13 protein-coding genes and 1 pseudogene are annotated in these 18,953 nt (G+C 70.1%); 9 read left to right on the top strand and 5 right to left on the bottom strand.

The window, feature by feature from the left end; translation table 11 throughout:
* Nucleotides 1–114: 114 nt before the first annotated feature.
* On the bottom strand, nt 115–981 hold the full coding sequence (locus AC3WQM_RS29805) for a glycosyltransferase family 25 protein (protein ID WP_492683567.1): 867 nt from the start codon (nt 979–981) through the stop codon (nt 115–117).
* A gap of 47 nt (nt 982–1,028) precedes the next feature.
* On the opposite strand from AC3WQM_RS29805, the gene AC3WQM_RS29800 reads away from it, so the two are divergent.
* Nucleotides 1,029–2,771: a glycosyltransferase family 2 protein gene (locus AC3WQM_RS29800; protein WP_492683593.1), complete on the top strand. Its 1,743-nt coding sequence runs from the start codon at nt 1,029–1,031 to the stop codon at nt 2,769–2,771.
* Here AC3WQM_RS29800 and AC3WQM_RS29795 read toward each other — a convergent pair.
* The 4 genes from AC3WQM_RS29795 to AC3WQM_RS29780 form a co-directional block, all read right to left on the bottom strand.
* Complete coding sequence (locus AC3WQM_RS29795) at nt 2,729–3,508, bottom strand: hypothetical protein (protein ID WP_492683566.1); 780 nt, start codon at nt 3,506–3,508, stop codon at nt 2,729–2,731. The two genes, AC3WQM_RS29800 and AC3WQM_RS29795, sit on opposite strands and share 43 nt — an antisense overlap.
* Before the next feature lie 6 nt (nt 3,509–3,514).
* Nucleotides 3,515–5,503: a hybrid sensor histidine kinase/response regulator gene (locus AC3WQM_RS29790; protein WP_492683565.1), complete on the bottom strand. Its 1,989-nt coding sequence runs from the start codon at nt 5,501–5,503 to the stop codon at nt 3,515–3,517.
* A complete protein-coding gene (locus AC3WQM_RS29785) occupies nt 5,500–6,513 on the bottom strand; it encodes an ABC transporter substrate binding protein (protein WP_492683564.1) in 1,014 nt (337 codons plus the stop codon). The genes AC3WQM_RS29790 and AC3WQM_RS29785 overlap by 4 nt, the downstream gene beginning before the upstream one ends.
* Nucleotides 6,514–6,741: 228 nt before the next feature.
* The gene (locus AC3WQM_RS29780; RefSeq protein ID WP_492683563.1) at nt 6,742–8,646 is read right to left on the bottom strand and encodes an ATP-binding response regulator; all 1,905 of its coding nucleotides are present in this window, start codon (nt 8,644–8,646) and stop codon (nt 6,742–6,744) included.
* A gap of 162 nt (nt 8,647–8,808) precedes the next feature.
* Here AC3WQM_RS29780 and phnD (AC3WQM_RS29775) point away from each other — a divergent pair, with 162 nt between their 5' ends.
* The 8 genes and pseudogenes from phnD (AC3WQM_RS29775) to tagF all read left to right on the top strand — a co-directional run bounded on the left by phnD (AC3WQM_RS29775) (nt 8,809) and on the right by tagF (nt 18,854).
* Nucleotides 8,809–9,849: a phosphate/phosphite/phosphonate ABC transporter substrate-binding protein gene (gene phnD / locus AC3WQM_RS29775; RefSeq protein ID WP_492683562.1), complete on the top strand. Its 1,041-nt coding sequence runs from the start codon at nt 8,809–8,811 to the stop codon at nt 9,847–9,849.
* An 11-nt stretch (nt 9,850–9,860) separates the two neighbouring features.
* Complete coding sequence (phnD, locus tag AC3WQM_RS29770; protein ID WP_492683592.1) at nt 9,861–10,880, top strand: phosphate/phosphite/phosphonate ABC transporter substrate-binding protein; 1,020 nt, start codon at nt 9,861–9,863, stop codon at nt 10,878–10,880.
* Between the two features lie 134 nt (nt 10,881–11,014).
* Nucleotides 11,015–11,371 (top strand): DUF2628 domain-containing protein, encoded by a 357-nt coding sequence (locus AC3WQM_RS29765; RefSeq protein WP_492683561.1) that lies wholly within the window; start codon nt 11,015–11,017, stop codon nt 11,369–11,371.
* 83 nt (nt 11,372–11,454) lie between these two features.
* Nucleotides 11,455–11,712 (top strand): annotated as a pseudogene (locus AC3WQM_RS29760) (helix-turn-helix domain-containing protein); the annotation flags it as partial.
* 197 nt (nt 11,713–11,909) lie between these two features.
* Entirely contained in the window at nt 11,910–13,241 is a 1,332-nt protein-coding gene (gene tssK, locus AC3WQM_RS29755) for a type VI secretion system baseplate subunit TssK (RefSeq protein WP_492683560.1), read from the top strand.
* Between the two features lie 32 nt (nt 13,242–13,273).
* Nucleotides 13,274–14,623: a DotU family type VI secretion system protein gene (locus AC3WQM_RS29750; protein ID WP_492683559.1), complete on the top strand. Its 1,350-nt coding sequence runs from the start codon at nt 13,274–13,276 to the stop codon at nt 14,621–14,623.
* Complete coding sequence (gene tssM, locus AC3WQM_RS29745) at nt 14,620–18,225, top strand: type VI secretion system membrane subunit TssM (RefSeq protein WP_492683558.1); 3,606 nt, start codon at nt 14,620–14,622, stop codon at nt 18,223–18,225. The genes AC3WQM_RS29750 and tssM overlap by 4 nt, the downstream gene beginning before the upstream one ends.
* Nucleotides 18,222–18,854 (top strand): type VI secretion system-associated protein TagF, encoded by a 633-nt coding sequence (tagF, locus tag AC3WQM_RS29740; protein ID WP_492683557.1) that lies wholly within the window; start codon nt 18,222–18,224, stop codon nt 18,852–18,854. Before tssM ends, tagF begins: the two co-directional genes overlap by 4 nt.
* Nucleotides 18,855–18,953 lie beyond the last annotated feature (99 nt).

The following is an 18,953-nucleotide window of genomic DNA, read 5'->3' as shown; positions in this document are numbered from 1 at the left end:
TTGCAAATGCTCGCCATAGCCCAAGCTATGGCTGCGCTTTGCGCCTTGAGGGGACGCGCCTGGACGGGCTGCTCGGCCACGCCGGATTCATTCACACCTTCTGAGAAAGCAGTGTCAGCGCGGCGCGTGATCGCGGGCCGTGAGCACGAAGAGCTGCGCCATCAGGTCCGCGAGCAGCCGCAGCTGCGGGTCGTCGGTGAGCGGGGCGTGACGCCACGGTGCGACGTGAGCTTCGAGGCCGTCGAGCGGCCCGGCGAAGAACAGGCGCCGCAGCGCACCGCCGAGCACGTCGTGCGCCGCCGATTCCGCGGGGCTGCCGAGGGTGCTGTCGGCATGGCTGCCCCATGCCGGCGTGGCGAGGAAGGGCGAGAGCACCACGCCTTGCAGGCGGCCATCGCGCAGGAAGCTGCCCAGCGTCAGGTCGTAGGGTTGCAGTGGGTCGCTCGCGAGCGCCTCTTGCAGCAGTGCGGGCAGCACGCGCAGGCCCTTCGGCGTGACGACGTAGGCGACTGCGCCCCAGTTGTAGAGCGTGCGGGCATCGAGGAAGTCGATGCCCGACAGCGCATGGCGCGGCGCGCCGCTTCCTTGCGGCGGCAGGCGCCGTTGCAGGCTGTGCCAGAGCGCGAGCAGGTGCTGCGTCGAAGTCACAGGTTGGCATTCGAGGAACGCGATGTCGCAGCCTTCGGCTTCCAGTTGCGCGAGCGCGCCGCTGCGCAGCACGGCCGGCAGGGCCTCGCTGAGCTGCGCGTCGTCTTCGAGCACCAGCAGCGCTTCGTCGGGGTTCGCGCGGGTGAGGGCTTCGGTGTGCGAGAGAAAGCAGGCGCGTTCGCCGGGCGTGATCGGTGCGCTGCCGGGCGCGAGTGCCTGCGCATCGATGGCGGCCAGGCGGCGCACCTGCGTCAGCCCGAGCTGCTGCAACTGCGCGTCCATCGCGGCGCGGCGCTCGGTGCTTCGCTCGAGGTTGATGTAGCAGCCTTGCATGGGCATCTCCGGTGCGTCATCGCTGAAGGAGCGATGCAGTGAACATCATGGCGTCGGAAGGTCGAGAGGCTGACACGAACCGGCCGTGGCTCAGCGTCGTGCTGCCTTTCTACCGCAAGCTGGCCGAATTCGAACGCGTGCTGCCGATGAATGCGGGGTATTGGGCGCGGCCCGGCATCGAGGTGGTGGTCGCGCTCGACGAGGCCGGCGAGGAAGCCGGCGTGCTGGCGCTGGTCGAACGCTTTCCGCAGATCCGCTGGAAGGTGCTCGTGAACGACGTCGCACATGTATGGCGCCCGCCCTGCAAGGCCATCAACGCCGGCGTGCGCGGCAGCGCGGGGCGCTTCGTGCTGGTCCATTCGCCCGAGTCCGCCTACGTGGGCGATGCGCCGGCCCTGTTGCTGCACGCTGCGATGGGGCACGCGCGCGGCGTGGCGGTGGGCCGCGTCGGCTTTGCGCGCTTCGACGAACTCACCGACACGTTCGACACCGTCTTCGCGCGCCAGGTGCCGCCCGAGCTGCTGCTGCAGACCTTCTACGGCTCGCTGTGCTGCGCGCGCGAAGCCTTCGATGCGGTGCACGGCTACGACGAATCGTTCGAAGAATGGGGCGGCGACGACGACAACCTGCGCGTGCGCCTGGAGATGGCGGGCTGGCAGTTGCTGGCCTGCCCGGACGCGCACCTGCTGCACCTGTCGGACGAGACGCGCACGGGTGGCGAGCAGTTCGACCGCGACATCGACTGGCTCAAATGCACGCCGCACGAGGCGCGTGCAGGCGATGCCGGCTGGGGGCGCGATTTCGAGCGCATCGCACGCGACGACAGCGCGAGCGCATGGCCTGCCGAAGCGCCGGACTGGCCGGCCGCCGCACCCGTGGTGCCGATGGGTTCGCGCCGCCAGTGCGAGGTCTGCGCGCGCCTGTTGCACCACGAGCCCAGTGCCTTTCATTGCCCACGGTGCGCGCCCCCGCCGATTGCACCGCGTCTCACGTCGCGGCTGCGCATCGTCTGCGTGCTGCAGCTGCGCAACGAGGCGCGCTGTCTGCCGGGTTGCCTCGACCACCTGCGCGGCCACGTGGACGGCATCGTCGCGCTCGACGACGGTTCGACCGACGGCACCGCCGAGATCCTGCGGCGCGAACCGATGCTGCTGGAGCTGCTGTCGAACCCACCGTGCGCCGACAGCACGCACGTCTGGCACGAGAACGAAAACAAGCGCCGCCTGCTCGAAGCCGCGCGCCGCCACGGTGCGGGTTGGGTGCTGGTGTGCGATGCCGACGAGCGCTACGAACAGCTGTTCCTTCGCCACCTGCACGCGACCGTCGATTCGCTGCCGGACAACCAGCTCGCCAGCCTGTCGCTCGTGTCCTGCGAACTCTGGAATTCGCCCGACACCTGGCGCAGCGACGGCCCGTGGGGCCGCAAGTCGCGCGCGCGGCTGTTCCGTTTGCCGCAGCAGATCTCGTTCGAATTGAGCTCGGAACTGCACGGCCCCTGGCTGCCCGACGATGCGCAGCGCCACGGCCTGATGTTCTACAGCCGCTACCGGCTCTACCACCTGAAGAGCATCCGGCACGCCGACCGCGTGGCGCGGCGCGACCTCTACACGCGGCTCGATCCGGCGCGGCAGTTCCAGGCCATCGGCTACGACTACCTCGCGCAAGAAGGGCCGGGGCTGCAGCTGAGGCGCATCGAGTCGGACCGCGACTACGACCGCAACACCTTGCCGCTGGACCTGCAAGCGGCTCAGTCGCCCAGCCCCAGCGTTCTCGCAAAGTCGCCGCGGTAGGTGCGCAGGCCCTGGTGCGACAGCTGCGAGCGTGTGTCGACGTGCACGCGCCCGCCGATCGACTGCCAGCGGCGGCAGAAGCCGTAGTCCTCGCTGAGGTAGCGCCCGTTGTTCGGTTCGGCGAACACGTCGAAGAAGCGGTAGTGCGGGCGCGCCGCGACGACCGGGTCGTCCATGCGGTCGGGCGTGTAGCGCAGCTCGGGCAGCGCCTGCGCCATCTGCTCGAGCACGCGGCGCGCGATCAGCATGAAGCCGGTGGGCGCGTCCAGCACTTCGAGAAAACCGTCGGCGTCCACGCGCGCGCCCGCATCGTTCACGTTGACCGGAAACGCCGCATGCAGCGCCTCGAAATCGGCGCGCGTGGCGCCGGCCGGCAGCGGCGCGCGCAGGCCGCCTTCGGGCCAGCCGTCGCTCTTGTGCGGGTACACGCCGGCCACCACGTCGCGGCCCGCACCCAGCAACCGCAGCGCGGCCTCGGGCTCGAAGCCGATGTCGGCGTCGATCCAGAACAGGTGCGTCCAGCGCGGGTCGGCCAGGAACTCGGCGGCCAGCCGGTTGCGCGCGCGCGTGACGAGGCTGTCGCCGTCCAGAAAGCGCGTCTGCATCGCGAAGCCGTGGGTCCACGCGAGGTTGACCAGGCCGAGCAGGCTGCGCACGCACTCGGTGCCGACCGCGCCGCCGTGGCAGGGCGTGGCGACGAAGGGGCGGACGTCTTTCAGGTCGATGGCGGTGGGCATGCGTGGTCAGGCGCCGGGCGCGTGGCGCCGCGTGGTGAGCAGTGCGCGCAGCTTGGCCGGCGCCACCGGTTTGGTCAACAGCGTCACGCCGCCGTGGCGCAGCCGCTGCAGCACCTCGGGCCCGGTGGCGCCCGACACCAGCACGGCGAGCGCATCGGGCTGCAGGCGGCGGGCGGCATCGATCACTTCCACGCCGTCGGCGTCGCCGGCCAGTTGCAGGTCGCACAGCACGGCGTCGTAGACGATGTCGCCGGTGCCCAGCCGCGCCAGCGCCTCGGCGCCGGTGGTGACGCATTCGACCTCGCACCCCCATTGCGTCAGCAGCGCGTGCGTGCCGTCGAGGATGGCGGGGTCGTCGTCCACCACCAGGCAGCGCAGGCCCGCCAGCGGCGCGGGCGCGACCGGGACGGGCTCGGGCGGCGCCACGTCGGCCATGCGCGCGGGCGCCAGCGTGAACGCGAAGGTGCTGCCGGCCTGCAGCGCCGAGCGCACGGTGATGCGGGTGCCCAGCAGGGTGGCGATGCGCGCGCAGATCGCCAGCCCCAGGCCGAAGCCGCGGCGGCGGTCGCGCTCGGTGTTCGCCACCTGGTAGAACTCTTCGAAGATGCGGCCCTGGTGGATGGGGGCGATGCCCACGCCGTTGTCGCGCACCTCGATGCGCACGCCGGCCCGGCTGCGCCGCGCGGCCACCAGCACGGTGCCGCCCTCGGGTGCGTGGCGCAGCGCGTTGGCCACCAGGTTGCCGACGATGCGCTGCACCATGGCCGCGTCGCTGCGCACCGCCAGCCCGCGGTCGCGCCAGTGCAGCCGCACCTGCGCGGCGCTGGCGGCGGGGGCGTGCTGCGCGTCGAGCTGGTCGAACAACGCGGCCAGCGAGACGCGCGTGATGGCGGGCGTGAGCACCTGCGCGTCCAGGCGCGAGATTTCCAGCAGGTCGTCCAGCAGCACGCCCATGAAGCCGGTGCTCTCCTGCAGCCGCAGCACGGCGGGGCGCTGCGCCTCGGTGGCGCTGGGCAGCAGGCCGTCGATGAAGAGGCCCATGGCATGCAGCGGCTGGCGCAGGTCGTGGCTCGCGGCGGCGAGAAAGCGCGCGCGCGACAGCGCCGCCTGCTCGGCCTCGGCCATGCGCTGCAGCGCGACGGCGGTGGCCTCGCGCACGCGCTCTTCGCTCACCTGGCGGTTGTATTGCAGGCGCTCGGCGAGGCGGTCGATGTCGTGCGCGAGCACGGCCAGCTCGTGCGTGCCGCGCGTGCCGCCTTCGACCACGTCGCAGCGCACCTCGAAGTGGCCGGCCTCCAGTGCCGCCACCGTGCGCGACACGCGCCGCAGCGGCCGTGCCACCGTGCGCGCCATGTGGCGCACCGAGGCCCACGCCGCCAGCAGGGCGACCAGCGCGATGCCGATGCCGGCGATGAGCGAGCGGCTGCGCTCGTGCGTGTAGGCGGTGGTGTCGCGGAAGGTCTGCACCAGCCCGATGGGCGTGTCGCCCGCCGTGGTGGAGCCGGCCGGCGCGAAGGCGCTGGCGCGCGAGGCTTCGCGCAAGGTGACGGGCGCGCTGAACATGCGCAGCTGCGCGAGCGATTCGTTCTTCGGCCCGGCCGTGACGTACACGCCGGCGCTGTTGCTGATCTCCACGCGCGTCACCTGCCCGCCGCGCAGCGCCGCCGAGGCCACGTTCTGCAGCGCCGGCAGGTCGCCCGCGTAGAGGCTCAGGTCGGACATCGCCGCGACCTGCTTCGCCACGGCCTGGCCTTCGGCGTCGAAGGCTGCTTCGAGCGTCTGCAGCCGGTTGTGCGTGAACCAGCCGGTGAGCGCCAGCGCCACCGCGGCGCAGGGCACGACGCCCAGGCGGAACAGGTCACGCTGCAGGTTGCCGCGCACCACCAGCGACGTGGTGGCCGGTGGGGGAGGGGGCGATGGGGATTCGGTCGCCGTGACCGCGCCCGCCGCCGTCGGGCGGGACAGCGGGCTCGGGGGGACCGGCGTGGTGCTCATCGCGGGGCTGCGAGTCGTTCGGTGAGCTCCCGTTCCTCCGGCGGACGCAGGCCGAGCCCGCGTGCCACGGTCGCGTTGATCCGCACGGTGGCCGGCGTGGCCGCCTCCACCAACGGGCCGCTGCCGGTGCTGCCGGCGCTGGCCACCTTCTGTCCGAGCTGGCGCGCCTGCTGGGCCAGCTGGCCGGGCGTGGAGACCGCCGCCGCCAGGCCGCCCGAGCGCACCAGCCCTTCACTGGCGCCGAACACCGGCAGGCCCGCGCCGGCGCCGGCATGCAGCACCGAGAGCGTGGCGGCCTGGCTGTCGCCGATGAGGTCGGGCAGCACCATGAGGGCGTCGCTGCGCGGCACGAGGGCGCGCAGCGCGGCGGCCAGCGAGCGCGCGTCGGGCGCGATCTCGACCTGCAGGTCCCAGGGCGGGTTGGCCCCCTGTGCGGCACGCTGCAGCTCGCGCACCAGCGGTTCGGATTCGGGCGTGGCGATAACGCCCAGGCGGCGCTTCTGCGGCAGCACGGCGTTCACCAGCGCGAGCTGGTCGGCCATGGCCGGGTCGCGCAGCAGCACGCCCACGCGCCGGTCGCCGCGCCGCAAGGCGACGGGGCTGGCGGCTTTCAGGGTCTCGTAGTCGAGCCGGCTCAGCATCGCGAGCACGAGCGGCTCGGCGCTGGGCCGCTCGAGCGCAGCGCGCGCGGCGGCGGTGCCCACCGCCACGGTGAGGCCCGCATCGCTCGCGGTGCGCAGGCTGCGGGTGCGCACACCGGCGTTGGCCGCGGGTTCGGTGTCGGTGCCAGTGGGTTCCGCAGCCGCCGTGGCCGTGCCCGGCCCGATGCGCACCAGCTCGAACTTGCCGGAGGCCGCCTGGTCGGTGCGCAGCTGCTGCACGAACTCCGCCGACGCGGCCTGGTCGTCGCCGACCAGCACCGTCAGCGTGGCCGCCGATGCACCGCGCGGCGCCGCGGCGAGGCACAGCACGAGGCCGCAGGCCAGCAGGGCGTGGACAGCACGGTGCACTCTTCCGAAGAAAAGCGGAATGGGGAGGTTCTCAGCGACGGACATGGACTGCTTTGTGCAGCGAGAGGCAATGACCCAATGTAAAGACGCGCCCTGTTTCCCGCGATAAGGCAGAGGGCTTATGTCCGCGCATGCGACGGCCCGCACCTGTGAGGAAGATCACAGTGCGGCGGCTGCTTGGTCTATGCCTGACGGTCTACCCGGGCCCCTACCCCGAGGTCAGGGCTGTCAGAGGCCTGCCGCGATCATCAGCGCGGCGGTGCGCTGTGCCTGGATCGCCTGGCGCAGCACGCGCGGCGACACCGGCTTGTAGAGCACGGCGATGCCGGCGGCGGCCACCTCGCGCAGGCGGTCGGGCTTGGTCTCGCCGGTGACCAGCAGGCGCGCGGTGCCGGCGCCGATGCCGTTCGGGTGGCGCTCGAGCGCGGCGATCACATCGAGGCCGTTGTCGCCGCCCTGCAGCAGCAGGTCGCTCACGACCACGTCGGGCGGCGTGTCCCAGCCGTCGGCCAGCGCCAGCGCTTCGGCGCGGGTCTGCGCGGCCAGCACCGTGGCGCCCCAGTTGCCGAGCACCACGCTCAGGCCTTCGAGGATCGTGCGCTCGTCGTCGATGACGAGGATGCGCAGGTCCGCCAGGCTTGCGCCGTTGTCGTCGGCGGCGGTGACCACCGTGGGCGCCGGTGCCACCGGCGCCGGCAGCGCGGCGGGCGCGGCGCGCACCTGCACGCGCACGCAGGTGCCCTTGTGCAGGCGCGAGCTGAGCTCGACGCGCGTGTTCAGCAGCTCGGCCAGCCGCTGCACCGTGGCCAGCCCCAGGCCCATGCCGCGCGCGCCGCCGGGCGCGTTGCTGCGGCTGGCCGGCTCGACCTGGTAGAACTCCTCGAACACCCGCGCCTGGTGCTGCGCGGCAATGCCCACGCCGGTGTCGACCACGTCGATGCGCACGCCCTTGCCGCGTGCGCGCGCACCGATCAGCACGCCGCCCTCGACCGTGTGGCGCAGCGAGTTCGACACCAGGTTGTTCAGGATGCGCGAGAGCATCACGTAGTCGCAGCGCACCCACAGCTCGGTCTTGCGCACCACCAGCCGCAGGCCCTGCTGCTCGGCCACGGGGCGGAAGTTGCGGCTGATCTCGTCGAACAGCCGGTCCAGCGGAAAGTCGGCCCACTGCGGCTGCAGCACGCCGGCGTCGAGCTGCGACAGGTTCAGCAGCTCCGAGAACAGCCGGTCGAGTGAATCCACGCATTCGCGGATGTGGCCGATGCGCTGCAGCTTCACCGGGTCGGTCTCGCCGTTGGCCAGCCCGTCGGAGAACAGCGTGAGCGCGTGCAGCGGCTGGCGCAGGTCGTGGCTGGCGGCGGCCAGCAGCCGCGTCTTGGCCTGGCTGGCCACCTCGAGCAGCTGGTTCTTGCGCGCCAGCTCGGCCGTGGCCTCGTTGATGCGGCTTTGCAGCAGCCGGTGGCTTTCGGCGAGCGCGCGCGCCGCCTGGTTGAAGCCGTGCTGCAGGTGGCGCACCTCGGAGGTGCCTTCGATCGCCACGCTGGCGGCCTCGCCCGCGCCGAGCCGGTCGACCGCCTCGCCCAGTGCGCGGATCGGCTCGCTGATACGGCGCGCCGCCCACCAGCCCGCCAGCCCCACGCCCAGCAGGCTCACGGCCAGCACCAGCGCCACGTTGAGCCAGACTGCGCGGCGCGCGCTCTGCACCGCGTCCAGCCCGATCTCGACCATCACCTTGCCGTTGTGCCGGCCGTCGTCGCTGACGATCGGCACCACCACCTGCAGGCCCTCGCCGCGGCGGCGGTCGACGGTTTCGGAGTTGGCGACGATCTCGCCGTCCTCGGTCCAGATCTGCACCTGCTGCACGTGCGGCTGGTAGGTGCCCGTCTGCGCGGTGCGCGCCAGCGCGCGGCGGTCCATGCGCGACAGCGGGGCCTGCGCCACCGTGGCCACCTGCAGCGCCACCGTCTGCGCATTGGCGCGCATCAGCTCGGTCAGGTTGCCCAGGTGCTGGCGCGTGAGCACCGCGATGGCCACCAGCGTGGCCGCCGTGGCCGGCAGCAACGCCAGCAGGATCAGCTGCTGGGCGAAGGTGAGGCGGGCCAGCCCGCGCAGGAGGCGGAAGTTCAAGTTCATGAAGGCCTTGAGCACATGGGGGGCGAGCTTAGGGCCGCGGCCCGGAACAGGGAAGAGCGGAAAACAGCACGAAAAACGGCGGCATTTGCGATGTAATGGCGTCCGCGTTGCCCATGCCAGACCCCGCCGGTTCGCCGCGGGCCCTTGTCTTCCGGTGTCCCCATGCAGGCTTTCTTGCGTCGTTTCGGCAAATTCCTCCAGACCAGCCGCCGTGCGGCCCTGGCCTTTGCCGTGGGGCTGCCGCTGCTGGCTGCAGCCCAGGCGCCGGCCCCCGCAGCGGACGCACCGGTGCGCTTCGGCATCCTGCCGCTGGGCGGTGCCTTCGAGTCGCGCAGCGACTGGGACCCGCTGCTGGCCGAACTCAGCCGCGCCATCCAGCGGCCGGTGAGCGTGCTGTCCGTCAATTCGTACGAAGCGCTGGAGCAGGCCATCCAGCGCGGCGAAGTCGACATGGCGTTCCTCTCGGGAAAGATGGCGCTCGACGCCGTGACCCAGCAGCGCATGAAAGTCGTGGCCCAGGTCGTGCGGCACGACGGCCTGCCCGGCTACCGCGGGTTGTTGCTCACGCGCAAGGCGCCGCCTTTCAACACGTTGAAGGAATTGATCGACCAGCCCGAGCGCTGGCGCCTGGCGCGCGGCGAGCGGCAGTCGGTGTCGGGCTTCATCGTGCCGCAGCTGCAGTTCTTCTTGCCGAACCACATCGTCATGGAGACGCGCTTCCTGAGCGAGATGGTCGGCACCCACCAGGCCAATGCGCTGGCCGTGGCCAACAACGAGGCCGACGTGGCCACCAACAACTCGGCCGATTTCGAGCGCTTCAAGCTGCGCTTTCCGGCCGAGGCGCAGCGGCTGCAGGTGCTGTGGGAGTCGGAGCTGATCCCGCACGCGCAGATCGTCGTGCGTCGCGAGTACGCGCCCGAACTGCGCCAGCGCGTGCAGGCCTTCCTGGTTGCCTACGGCCGCGGCAAGGGAGCACGCGGCGACGCCGAACGCGTGGTGCTCAAGTCGCTGCACGACCTGGCGGGCTTCGTCGCTGCCGACAACAGCTCGCTGCTGCCCGCCGCCAAGCTCGCCTACCAGCTCGCGATGCAGAACGCGAAGACCGCGCAGTGGGTCAACGACGCGGCGCGGCAGGCGCGGCTGCAGCGGCTGGAGAACGGCTACGCCGACCAGTTGGCTGTCTTGAAGGATGTGAGCCCTTGAACCGCCGCACGATGCTCGCGCTGGCCGTGTCGTCGCTGATGGCGCCATGGCCGGCGGGCGCGCAGCCTGCGCCGACGCCCTCCGCCAAAGGCCCGCTGGTGATCAAGGAAGTGCGCTTCGGCGTGCTGCCGCTGGGCGGCACCGTCGAGTCGCGCGCCTTGTGGACGCCGCTCATGGCCGACATGAGCCGCGCACTGGGCTTGCCCGTCAGCGCGTACTCGGTGCCGTCATACGAAGAGCTCGACCGTGCCATCGGCCGCGACGAGATCGACATGGCCTTTCTCTCGGCCAAGATGGCGCTCGACGCCGTCATGCAGCGGCGCATGAAAGTGGTGGCACAGATCGCGCGGCGCGACGGCATGCCCGAGCACCGTGCCGTGCTGCTCGCGCGCAAGACCGGGCCGCTCAACACGCTCGAAGGCCTGCTGACCCAGCCCGAACGCTGGCGGCTCGCGCGCGGCGACAGCCGCTCGGTCACCGGCTTCATCGTGCCGCAGAGCCAGCTCTTCCTGCCGAACCAGATCGAGATGGAAACGCGCTTTCGCAGCGAGTTCGTCGGCACGCACCAAGCGACCGCGTTGGCCGTGGCCAACGGCGACGCCGACGTGGCCACCAACAACACCACCGACCTCGAGCGCTTTCGCCAGCAGTTCCCGGTCGAAGCCGCGCGGCTGCAGGTGATCTGGGAATCCGAGCCACCGCCCGGCGCGCCGATGGTGGTGCGTCGCGACTACCCGCCCGAGTTCCAGGCGAAGCTGCAGGCCTTCCTGATCGGCTACGGCAAGGGCAAGGGTCCGCGCGCCGACGCCGAGCGCGAGGTGCTGAAGAACCTGCGCGCGGCGTACGGCTACGTCGCGGCGGACGACAGCGCGCTGCTGGCGGAAGCGAAGCTGGAATACCAGCTGGGGCGCCAGCGCGCGTTGTCGGCGGCGTGGGTCAACGATGCGGCGCGGGAGCAGCGGCTGCAGCGGATCGAGAAGGCGTATGCGGCGCAGGTGGAGGCGCTCAAGGCGTCGAGCGCATCCCGCTGAGGCACGGCCCGCGCAGGCCGTGCCCATGACAAATCACTCGCTTTGCGCGGGTATCTGAACGCAGGTCGCGGCGGGCGACCATTGTTGTCAATGCAAACGCGTGGTGGCTTCCACACTGCGCGACCTCTTTCCGTGTGAAGGCTGCTGTCGAAGACGTTTTTGTGGGCGGCTTCGTGCGTTGTGCGCTGCTCGTCGGGGAGAGGACGGGGCGAGAGCCCGCATCTGACAACGACGATCTCTATCAGGAAGGCAGTCACGCAATGAAGACCTACAAGATATTCAAGGACCCCCTCGGCAATGTGCAGGCCGTCAAGGACGGGTGGTGTTGGCCGGGTTTTTTCTTCGGGGCGTTCTGGGCCCTTTTCCATCGGATGTGGTGGGTGGGGCTGGGCCTATTGGGCGTGGCGACGCTCATCGTCGTTGGAGAAGACGCCATCGGAACGGCGGCCACGGATGGATTGCTCAACGTGTTGATTGCCGCCGAAAATTGACCCAGCTAACGCAGTAATTTCCGTCTAAGACTGACCCACGTAAAACCCTACCCTGCTCATTTTTAAAGCAGGGGATCCTAGGAGTGATAGACGTGGCGACATTGAGTGTCATCAGACGCTGGGCCCTGCGTGAGCAGATGTCCATTCGCGAGATTGCAAGGCGTACAGGCCTGTCTCGCAACACCGTAAAGAAGTACCTGCGAGCCGGCGATGAAGAGCCGCGCTACGCCAAGCGGGCGAGTTCAAGCAAGCTCGATCCCTATGCCGAGAAGCTCGCGACCTGGCTCGCGATCGAGGCAACCAAATCGCGCAAACAGCGGCGCAATCTGCGGCAGATCCACACAACGGCACTTTCCGGCCGCATCCCGCCAGTGCACCCAACCCACGCCCGGCCCCGCATCTACTCCCTTCGCCGTACCCCTCCCGCCCCACCTAGGCCATTAGCTAGGCCTTAAGGCGGATTTGCCTCCCGCCCCCCGCGCCGGAAACTTCGTGTTTCTTCTTACTTCCCGGCACCCTTGCCGTAGACGGAGTGCGGATGAGTTGGCGAACCAAAGTGGTCTGGAGCGAGGGGATGCTGTTGCAGCCTCAGCACCTGCAGCAAAGCGAGCGCCATGCCGATCATGCGCGGCATGTGCTGTTGCGCACCACCACGCCCTACGCCTGGGGATTCGCCGAGGTCGAAATCGACGCGGCTGCGCTCACGCTGGGCAAGCTGGCGCTGGTGCGGGCGGTGGGCATCTTCGGCGACGGCACGGTGTTCGACATGCCGGCGGTCGATCCGTTGCCCGAACCCATCGACATTCCGGCGTCCATGCGCGACGAGGCCGTGGTGCTGGCGCTGCCGCTGCGCCGCGCCGGGGCGCGCGAGGCCGACGCTGAAGAATACGAAGAGCTGGTGCGCCACCGCGTGCTGGAGTCGGACGTGCCCGACTCCAACACGGCCGGCGAGCGCACCGCGATGCTGCAACTCGGCCAGCTGCACACGCGCCTGATGCGCGCCAGCGAAGCCACCGACGCCTGGGCGACCTTGGGCGTGGCCCGCGTGGTCGAGCGCCGGGTCGACAACCAGGTGCAGCTCGACCGCGGCATGCTGCCGCCGCTGCTCGACGTGGCCGGCCATGCGGTGATCCGCGCCTGGCTCGACGAGCTGCTGGGCCTGCTGCGTCAGCGCGGCGAGGCACTGGCGGGCCGCATGACGCAAGGCGGCACCGGCGGCGTGGCCGAGATCGCCGACTTCATGCTGCTGCAGGCCGTGAACCGCAACGAGGCGATCTTTGCGCACCTGGCCAAGAGCGCGATGCTGCACCCGCAGCATTTCTTCGAACACGCGCTCGGGCTGGCTGGCGACCTTGCGAGTTTTCGCGACACGCGGCGCGTGACGCGCTTCGGGCCCTACATCCATGACGACCTGGCGCTGAGCTTTCGCCCGGTGATGGACGACCTGCGCCGCAGCCTGTCGATGGTGTTCGAGCAGTCGGCCATTCGCATCGAGCTGCACGACCGCAAGCACGGCGTGCGCGTGGCGATGGTCACCGACGTGGAGCTGCAGCGCAAGGCGACCTTCGTGCTCGCGGTGAACGCGAACATGCCGAGCGAGGCGCTGCGCGCGCGCTTCCCCACGCAGGTGAAGATCGGCCCGGTCGAGCGCATCCGCGACCTCGTGAACCTCGCGCTGCCGGGCGTCACGCTGACGCCGATGCCGGTGGCGCCGCGCCAGATTCCCTTCCACACGGGCGCCAACTACTTTGAACTCGAAACGCGCAACAGCGACCTGTGGCGCCAGCTCGAGCAATCGGGCGGCATCGCGATGCACATCGCGGGCGATTTCCCCGGCTTGGACCTCGCGTTCTGGGCCATTCGTTCCTAGCCGCCTGTGGCTGACGGAAACGGAACATCACCATGAGCACCCCTCCCGACCCCTTTGCCGCCTTCGAGTCCGAGCGCACGGTCATCAAGCCCAAGCCGCGCACGCCGGGCGGCGCGCCGCCGGCTGCTGCGCCCGCGCCGTTCTTCGGCGGCGCCGATCCGACGCCCGTGGCCGAGGTGGGTGAGATCGGTCTGCTCAATCCGCTGGTCTCCGCCGCGGGCAAGCTGCTGGTGCTGATCGGCAAGCTGCGCAACCTCGCGCAGCCGCCCAACGTGCCGGCGCTGCGCGCGTCCACCGCCGACGCGGTGAACCAGTTCGACGCCGCGGCGCGCCGCGCGGGCGTGGGCAACGAGTCGGTGCTGGCCGCGCGCTATGTGCTGTGCACCGCGCTCGACGAAGCCGTGGCCAACACGCCCTGGGGCGTGCAGGCCGGTTGGAACAAGCAGAGCCTGCTGGTGCAGTTCCACAACGAGACCTGGGGCGGCGAAAAGGTGTTCCAGCTGCTGGCCAAGCTCGCGCAGGACGTGCCCACGCACCGCCAGTTGCTCGAGCTGATCTACAGCGTGCTCGCGCTCGGTTTCGAGGGCCGCTACCGCGTGGTCGACAACGGCCGTGCGCAGCTCGACTCGGTGCGCCAGCGCCTGGCCGACCTGATCGCCAAAGACCGCCCCGCTGTCGAGCCCGAGCTGTCGCCGCACTGGCGCGGGCAGGGTGCGGGCACCGTGCGGCTGCGCGAGTCGTTGCCGCTGTGGGTGTTCGCGGCCGGCTTCGCGTTGCTGCTGGCACTCGCGTGGTTCGGCCTGCGGCTCACGCTCAATCACCGCTCGGACACCACCTACGCGGCCGTGTCGAGCCTGCGCGTGCCCAACATCCAGATCGCGCCGCCCGCCGCACCGGCCAAGTCGCCGCGGCTCGCGCGCTTCCTGGAACCCGAGATCAAGCAGGGCCTGGTCACCGTGACCGACGAGGCCGACCGCAGCGTGGTGCGCCTGCGCGGCGATTCGTTCTTCGGCTCGGGCAGTGCCGAGCCGATGGCGGCCTCGCTGCCGGTGCTGCGCCGCATCGGCCAGGCGCTGGCCGAGGTGAAGGGCGAGGTGCTCATCACCGGCCACTCCGACAACCAGCCGATCCGCTCGCTGCGCTACCCGTCGAACTGGCACCTGTCGGCCGCGCGCGCCGACGCGGTGAAGGGCGCGCTGTCCACGCTGGTCGAGCCCGCGCGCATGCGCTCCGACGGCAAGGCCGACGCCGAGCCCGTGGTGGCCAACGACACGCCGGCCAACCGCGCGCGCAACCGCCGCGTCGACATCGTGCTGCTGACCGAACCCGAGCGTGTGGCTGCTGCTGCACCGGCCGCTCCCGTTCCAGGAGCGACGAAATGATCAAGAAAATCTTCGGCTTCCTGTTCAGCCCGCTGCTGCTGACGCTGCTCGCGCTGATCGTCGTCGCGCTGCTGATCTGGTGGATCGGCCCGCTGGTGAAGATCGGTTCGCTCGCGCCACTCGAAGGCGAGATGACGCGCGCCATCGTCATCGGCGTGATCGTGCTCATCGTGGTGCTGCGCGCGCTGTACCGCCGCTGGCGCGCGCGCCGTGCGAGCCAGCACCTGACCGACGGCTTGATGAAAGCGCCGGCCGCCGCCAAGGCCGGCGCGCCGGTCGACGGCGAGCAGAAGATCCTCGACACGCGCTTCAGCGAAGCCGTCGCCACGCTCAAGCAGATGCGCCTGCATGCCGCCGGCAAGAAGCCGGGCTGGCGCGACTGGCTGTCGATCTCGGGCGGCAGCTACCTGTACGACCTGCCGTGGTACGTCTTCATCGGCGCACCGGGCGCGGGCAAGACCACGGCGCTCGTCAACTCCGGCCTCTCGTTCCCGCTGGCCGAGAAGTTCGGCCCCGGCGCCATCCGCGGCGTGGGTGGCACGCGCAACTGCGACTGGTGGTTCACCGACGAGGCCGTGCTCATCGACACGGCCGGGCGCTACACCACGCAGGACAGCCACCAGTCGGAAGACAAGAGCGCCTGGGAAGGCTTCCTCGGGCTGCTGAAGAAGGCGCGCCCGCGCCGTCCGCTCAACGGCGTTTTCCTCACCGTGAGCGTGGGCGACCTGCTGAGCCAGGGCCCCGAGGCGCGCACGCAGCTCGCGGCCTCGATCCGTGCGCGCCTGCTCGAACTCGACAGCAAGCTCACCACGCGCCTGCCGGTGTACGTGCTCGTCACCAAGAGCGACCTGCTCTACGGCTTCACCGACTACTTCGACGACCTCGGCAAGGAGCAGCGCGCGCAGGTCTTCGGCTTCACGCTGCCGGCGGACGAGGACGTGCAGCGCGAAGAGAAGGCCCTGTCGACCGCCTTCAACCGCGAGTTCGGCCTGCTGCACAACCGCATCAACGACGGCCTCATCGCACGCATGCAGCGCGAGACCGACGGCACGCGCCGCGCGGCGATCTTCGGTTTTCCGGCGCAGTTCGGCTCGGTCGGCCCGTTGCTCTCTGATCTGCTCGAACAGGTGTTCACTGGCTCGCGCTTTGCGCAGCCGCCGTGGGTGCGCGGCGTGTACTTCACCAGCGGCACGCAGGAGGGCAGCCCGATCGACCGCGTGATGGGCAGCCTGGCGCGCAGCTTCGGCATCGAGCGCGCCATGCTCGCGCCGCAGAAGTCCAGCGGGCGCAGCTACTTCCTCACCGCGCTGCTGCGCGAGGTGGTGTTCCCCGAGCAGCGCCTCGCGGGCGCCGACGTGAAGCTGGAGCGCCGCCGCAACACGCTGCGCCTGGCGGGCGTGGCCGCGATGACGCTGCTCACCGTCGGCCTGCTCGCGGCCTGGGGCTACAGCACCTGGCAGAACCACAACTACCTGAAGTCGGTCGAGGCCCGCGTCGAGCCCGCGCAGAAAACGCTGGCCGCGCTGCCGACGCGCGTGCAGAACCTGGTCGAGGTCGCGCCCGTGCTGCAGGGCCTGCGCGACATCTGGAAGACGCCCGACAACCGCCAGGGCGACGAGCCGCTGTCGATGACGCTGGGCCTGTACCAGGGCGACAAGCTCGATGCCGCCGCCATGCTCACGCACCAGCGCGCGCTCAACGACGCCTTCCTGCCGCAGATCGCCAAGCGCATCGAGGACCAGCTGCGCACCGCGCAGAAGGACAACCTCGAGTTCACGTATGAGGCCCTCAAGAGCTACCTGATGCTCTACCAGCCCGAGCGCTTCGACCCCGAGGCGCTGAAGGCCTGGATCACGCTCGACTGGGCGCGCAACCTCGATCGCGGCATTCCCGAAGACCAGCGCAAGGCGCTCGAAGACCAGCTCGACGTGCTCATCGCCCAGGGCCCGCCGCGCTCGCCGCTGAAGATGGACGAAAACCTGGTGCGCAGCGTGCGCGCCGTGCTCGCGAGCTACCCGCTGGAGCAGCGCGTGTTCAGCCGCCTCAAGCGCCAGCGTGCCACCAAGGACATCCCGGGCTTCAGCGTGGCGCAGGCCACCGGTCCGTCGGGCCCGCTCGTGTTCGAGCGCATCAGCGGCAAGCCGCTGAGCGAGGGCGTGCCGGGCATGTTCACCTACGACGGGTACCACAAGCGCTTCCAGAACGAGGTCGTGGTGCTCACCGGCCTGCTCGCCGCCGAAGACCCGTGGGTGCTGGGCCAGGACCGCAACGCCAGCGAACGCCTGCGCGACGCCGCTGCGTTGGGCGCGCTCACCGACCGCGTGCGCCGCCTGTACCTCGAGGAGTACGTCAAGCAGTGGGAGGCGCTGCTGGCCGATGTGCGGCTGATCCGTGTCAGCGGCCTGGAGAAGAACATCGAGACCGCGCGGATTCTCTCGGGCGTCGATTCGCCGCTCGCGAACTTCCTGCGCGCGGTGGTCAAGCAGACCACGCTGATTCCCGCGGCCGACGCCAACAAGGACGTCGTCAGCAAGGCCACCGAGACCGTGCGCAACACGCGCAAGGGCCTGGAAGACCTGTTCGGCAGCGACCCCGGCAAGCAGGTGGCGCCGGGCAAGCGCATCGAGAGCATCGTGGACGACCGCTTCGAGTCGCTGCGCCGCCTGGTCACCGCGGGCGGCCCGAACCAGCCCGCACCGATCGACGATGCGCTCAAGCTCTTCAACGAGGTGTACGTGTACCTCAACGCCGTCGACACGGCCGTGAAGGGCCGCACCTCGCCGCCGCCGGGCGACGTGGCCGGCAAGCTCAAGTCGGACGCGGGCCGCCTGCCCGAGCCGGTGCGCAGCATGATCGAGAACCTGAGCCAGACCGGCGCCGCGCAGGCGCAGGTGGCCGAGCGCGGCAACCTGAGCCAGGACCTGCGCCCCGTGACCGAGTTCTGCAACCGCGCCATCGCGGGCCGCTACCCGTTCGTGCAAAGCAGCAAGCGCGACGTGCTGCCCGAAGACTTCGGCCAGATGTTCGGCGCCGGCGGCCTGATGGACGACTTCTTCCAGAAGCGCCTGGCCGCGCTGGTCGACACCAGCACCCGGCCGTGGCGCTACAAGCCCGTGGCCGAGCGCGGCGCGATCACCACGCAGGCGCTGGCGCAGTTCGAGCGCGCGGCGCGCATCAAGGACATCTTCTTCCGCGGTGGTGGGCGCGGGCCGTCGATGCGGCTGGACTTCAAGCCGGTGGAGATGGACGCGGGCATCACGCAGTTCATCCTCGACGTGGATGGGCAACTGGTGAAGTACGCGCACGGGCCGGTGGTGCCGATGGCGGTGCAGTGGCCGGGGCCGAAGGGGAGCAACCAGGTGCGCGTTCAGGTGAGTCCGCCGTCGACGACGGGGAGTTCGGGGTCGGCGATGGATGGGCCTTGGGCTTTGTTCCGTACCTTGGACGACGGGCAACTCGAAGCTGGGGATGCGCCGGAGAAGTTCTTCATCACGTTCCAGGTGGGGGCGCGGAAGACGCGGTTCGAGGTGACTACGAACAGCGTGCAGCATCCGATTCGGTTGAAGGAGTTGCGGGAGTTTTCTTGTCCGGAGGGGTTGTGAGCTTGGCCTCTTCTTCGCTCTTCGTTTCCGACGAACTTCCCGGCTGGTTCGGGAAGTTGCCGGGGATGGGGGACTTTGCGCATCGGCGGTTGCCGGAGGCGTTTCGCTCTGTCTGGGACCCGTGGTTGCAGCGCGGGCTGGCACGGCTGCGGGATCGGCATGCGGATTGGACTGCTCACTACCTGGAGGCGCCTGTTTGGTGCTTTGCGGTGGGGGCTCAGGTGGTGGGGGAACGGGGGTGGATGGGGGTGTTGATGCCTTCGGTGGATGGGGTGGGGCGGTACTTTCCGTTCACCCTCGCTGTTGAATTGGATGAGAGCGCTTCTTCCGATGTCTTGAATGGGGCCGCGTTGGCTGCTGCGCTTCGGTGGTGGGCGTTGGGGACGCAGGCCGTGTTGGAAGGGCTTGAAGGGGATTTGGATGCGCTGCGGTTTGATGCGGCGTTGAGTCGGTTGTTTGTGGGGGGGGCTGCTGAGCCTTCCGCTGAGGATCGGTCGCTTGAGTTGCCGCTGGCGGGGACCTCGCTTTGGATGGAGACGCCTGGCTTGGAAGGCGGGGTTCGGATGTTGGCTACGGGGCTTCCTCGGGATGTGCAGTTCGACGCTTTGTTTCTCGGGGGTGGGGAATGAGGTGCCTGCTTTCTTTTGGGTTCCGAGGCCGGGTCTCGCCCCGGCGGGCGACTCACTTTCTTTTGCTTCGCCAAAAGAAAGTAAGCAAAGAAAAGGCGA

It is taken from the genome of Variovorax sp. FW301-JW7, from assembly GCF_058788795.1.
Note: the sequence above shows the minus strand (reverse complement) of the source record. Positions and strands in the feature narration are given on the sequence as shown.

Excerpts from the sequence above, each read along its gene's own strand:
- AC3WQM_RS29805 (WP_492683567.1), bottom strand. The coding sequence starts at position 981 with ATGCAAGGCTGCTACATCAACCTCGAGCGAAGCACCGAGCGCCGCGCC.
- AC3WQM_RS29800 (WP_492683593.1), top strand. The coding sequence starts at position 1,029 with ATGGCGTCGGAAGGTCGAGAGGCTGACACGAACCGGCCGTGGCTCAGC.
- AC3WQM_RS29795 (WP_492683566.1), bottom strand. The coding sequence starts at position 3,508 with ATGCCCACCGCCATCGACCTGAAAGACGTCCGCCCCTTCGTCGCCACG.
- AC3WQM_RS29790 (WP_492683565.1), bottom strand. The coding sequence starts at position 5,503 with ATGAGCACCACGCCGGTCCCCCCGAGCCCGCTGTCCCGCCCGACGGCG.
- AC3WQM_RS29780 (WP_492683563.1), bottom strand. The coding sequence starts at position 8,646 with ATGAACTTGAACTTCCGCCTCCTGCGCGGGCTGGCCCGCCTCACCTTC.
- phnD (WP_492683562.1), top strand. The coding sequence starts at position 8,809 with ATGCAGGCTTTCTTGCGTCGTTTCGGCAAATTCCTCCAGACCAGCCGC.
- phnD (WP_492683592.1), top strand. The coding sequence starts at position 9,861 with ATGCTCGCGCTGGCCGTGTCGTCGCTGATGGCGCCATGGCCGGCGGGC.
- tssK (WP_492683560.1), top strand. The coding sequence starts at position 11,910 with ATGAGTTGGCGAACCAAAGTGGTCTGGAGCGAGGGGATGCTGTTGCAG.
- AC3WQM_RS29750 (WP_492683559.1), top strand. The coding sequence starts at position 13,274 with ATGAGCACCCCTCCCGACCCCTTTGCCGCCTTCGAGTCCGAGCGCACG.
- tssM (WP_492683558.1), top strand. The coding sequence starts at position 14,620 with ATGATCAAGAAAATCTTCGGCTTCCTGTTCAGCCCGCTGCTGCTGACG.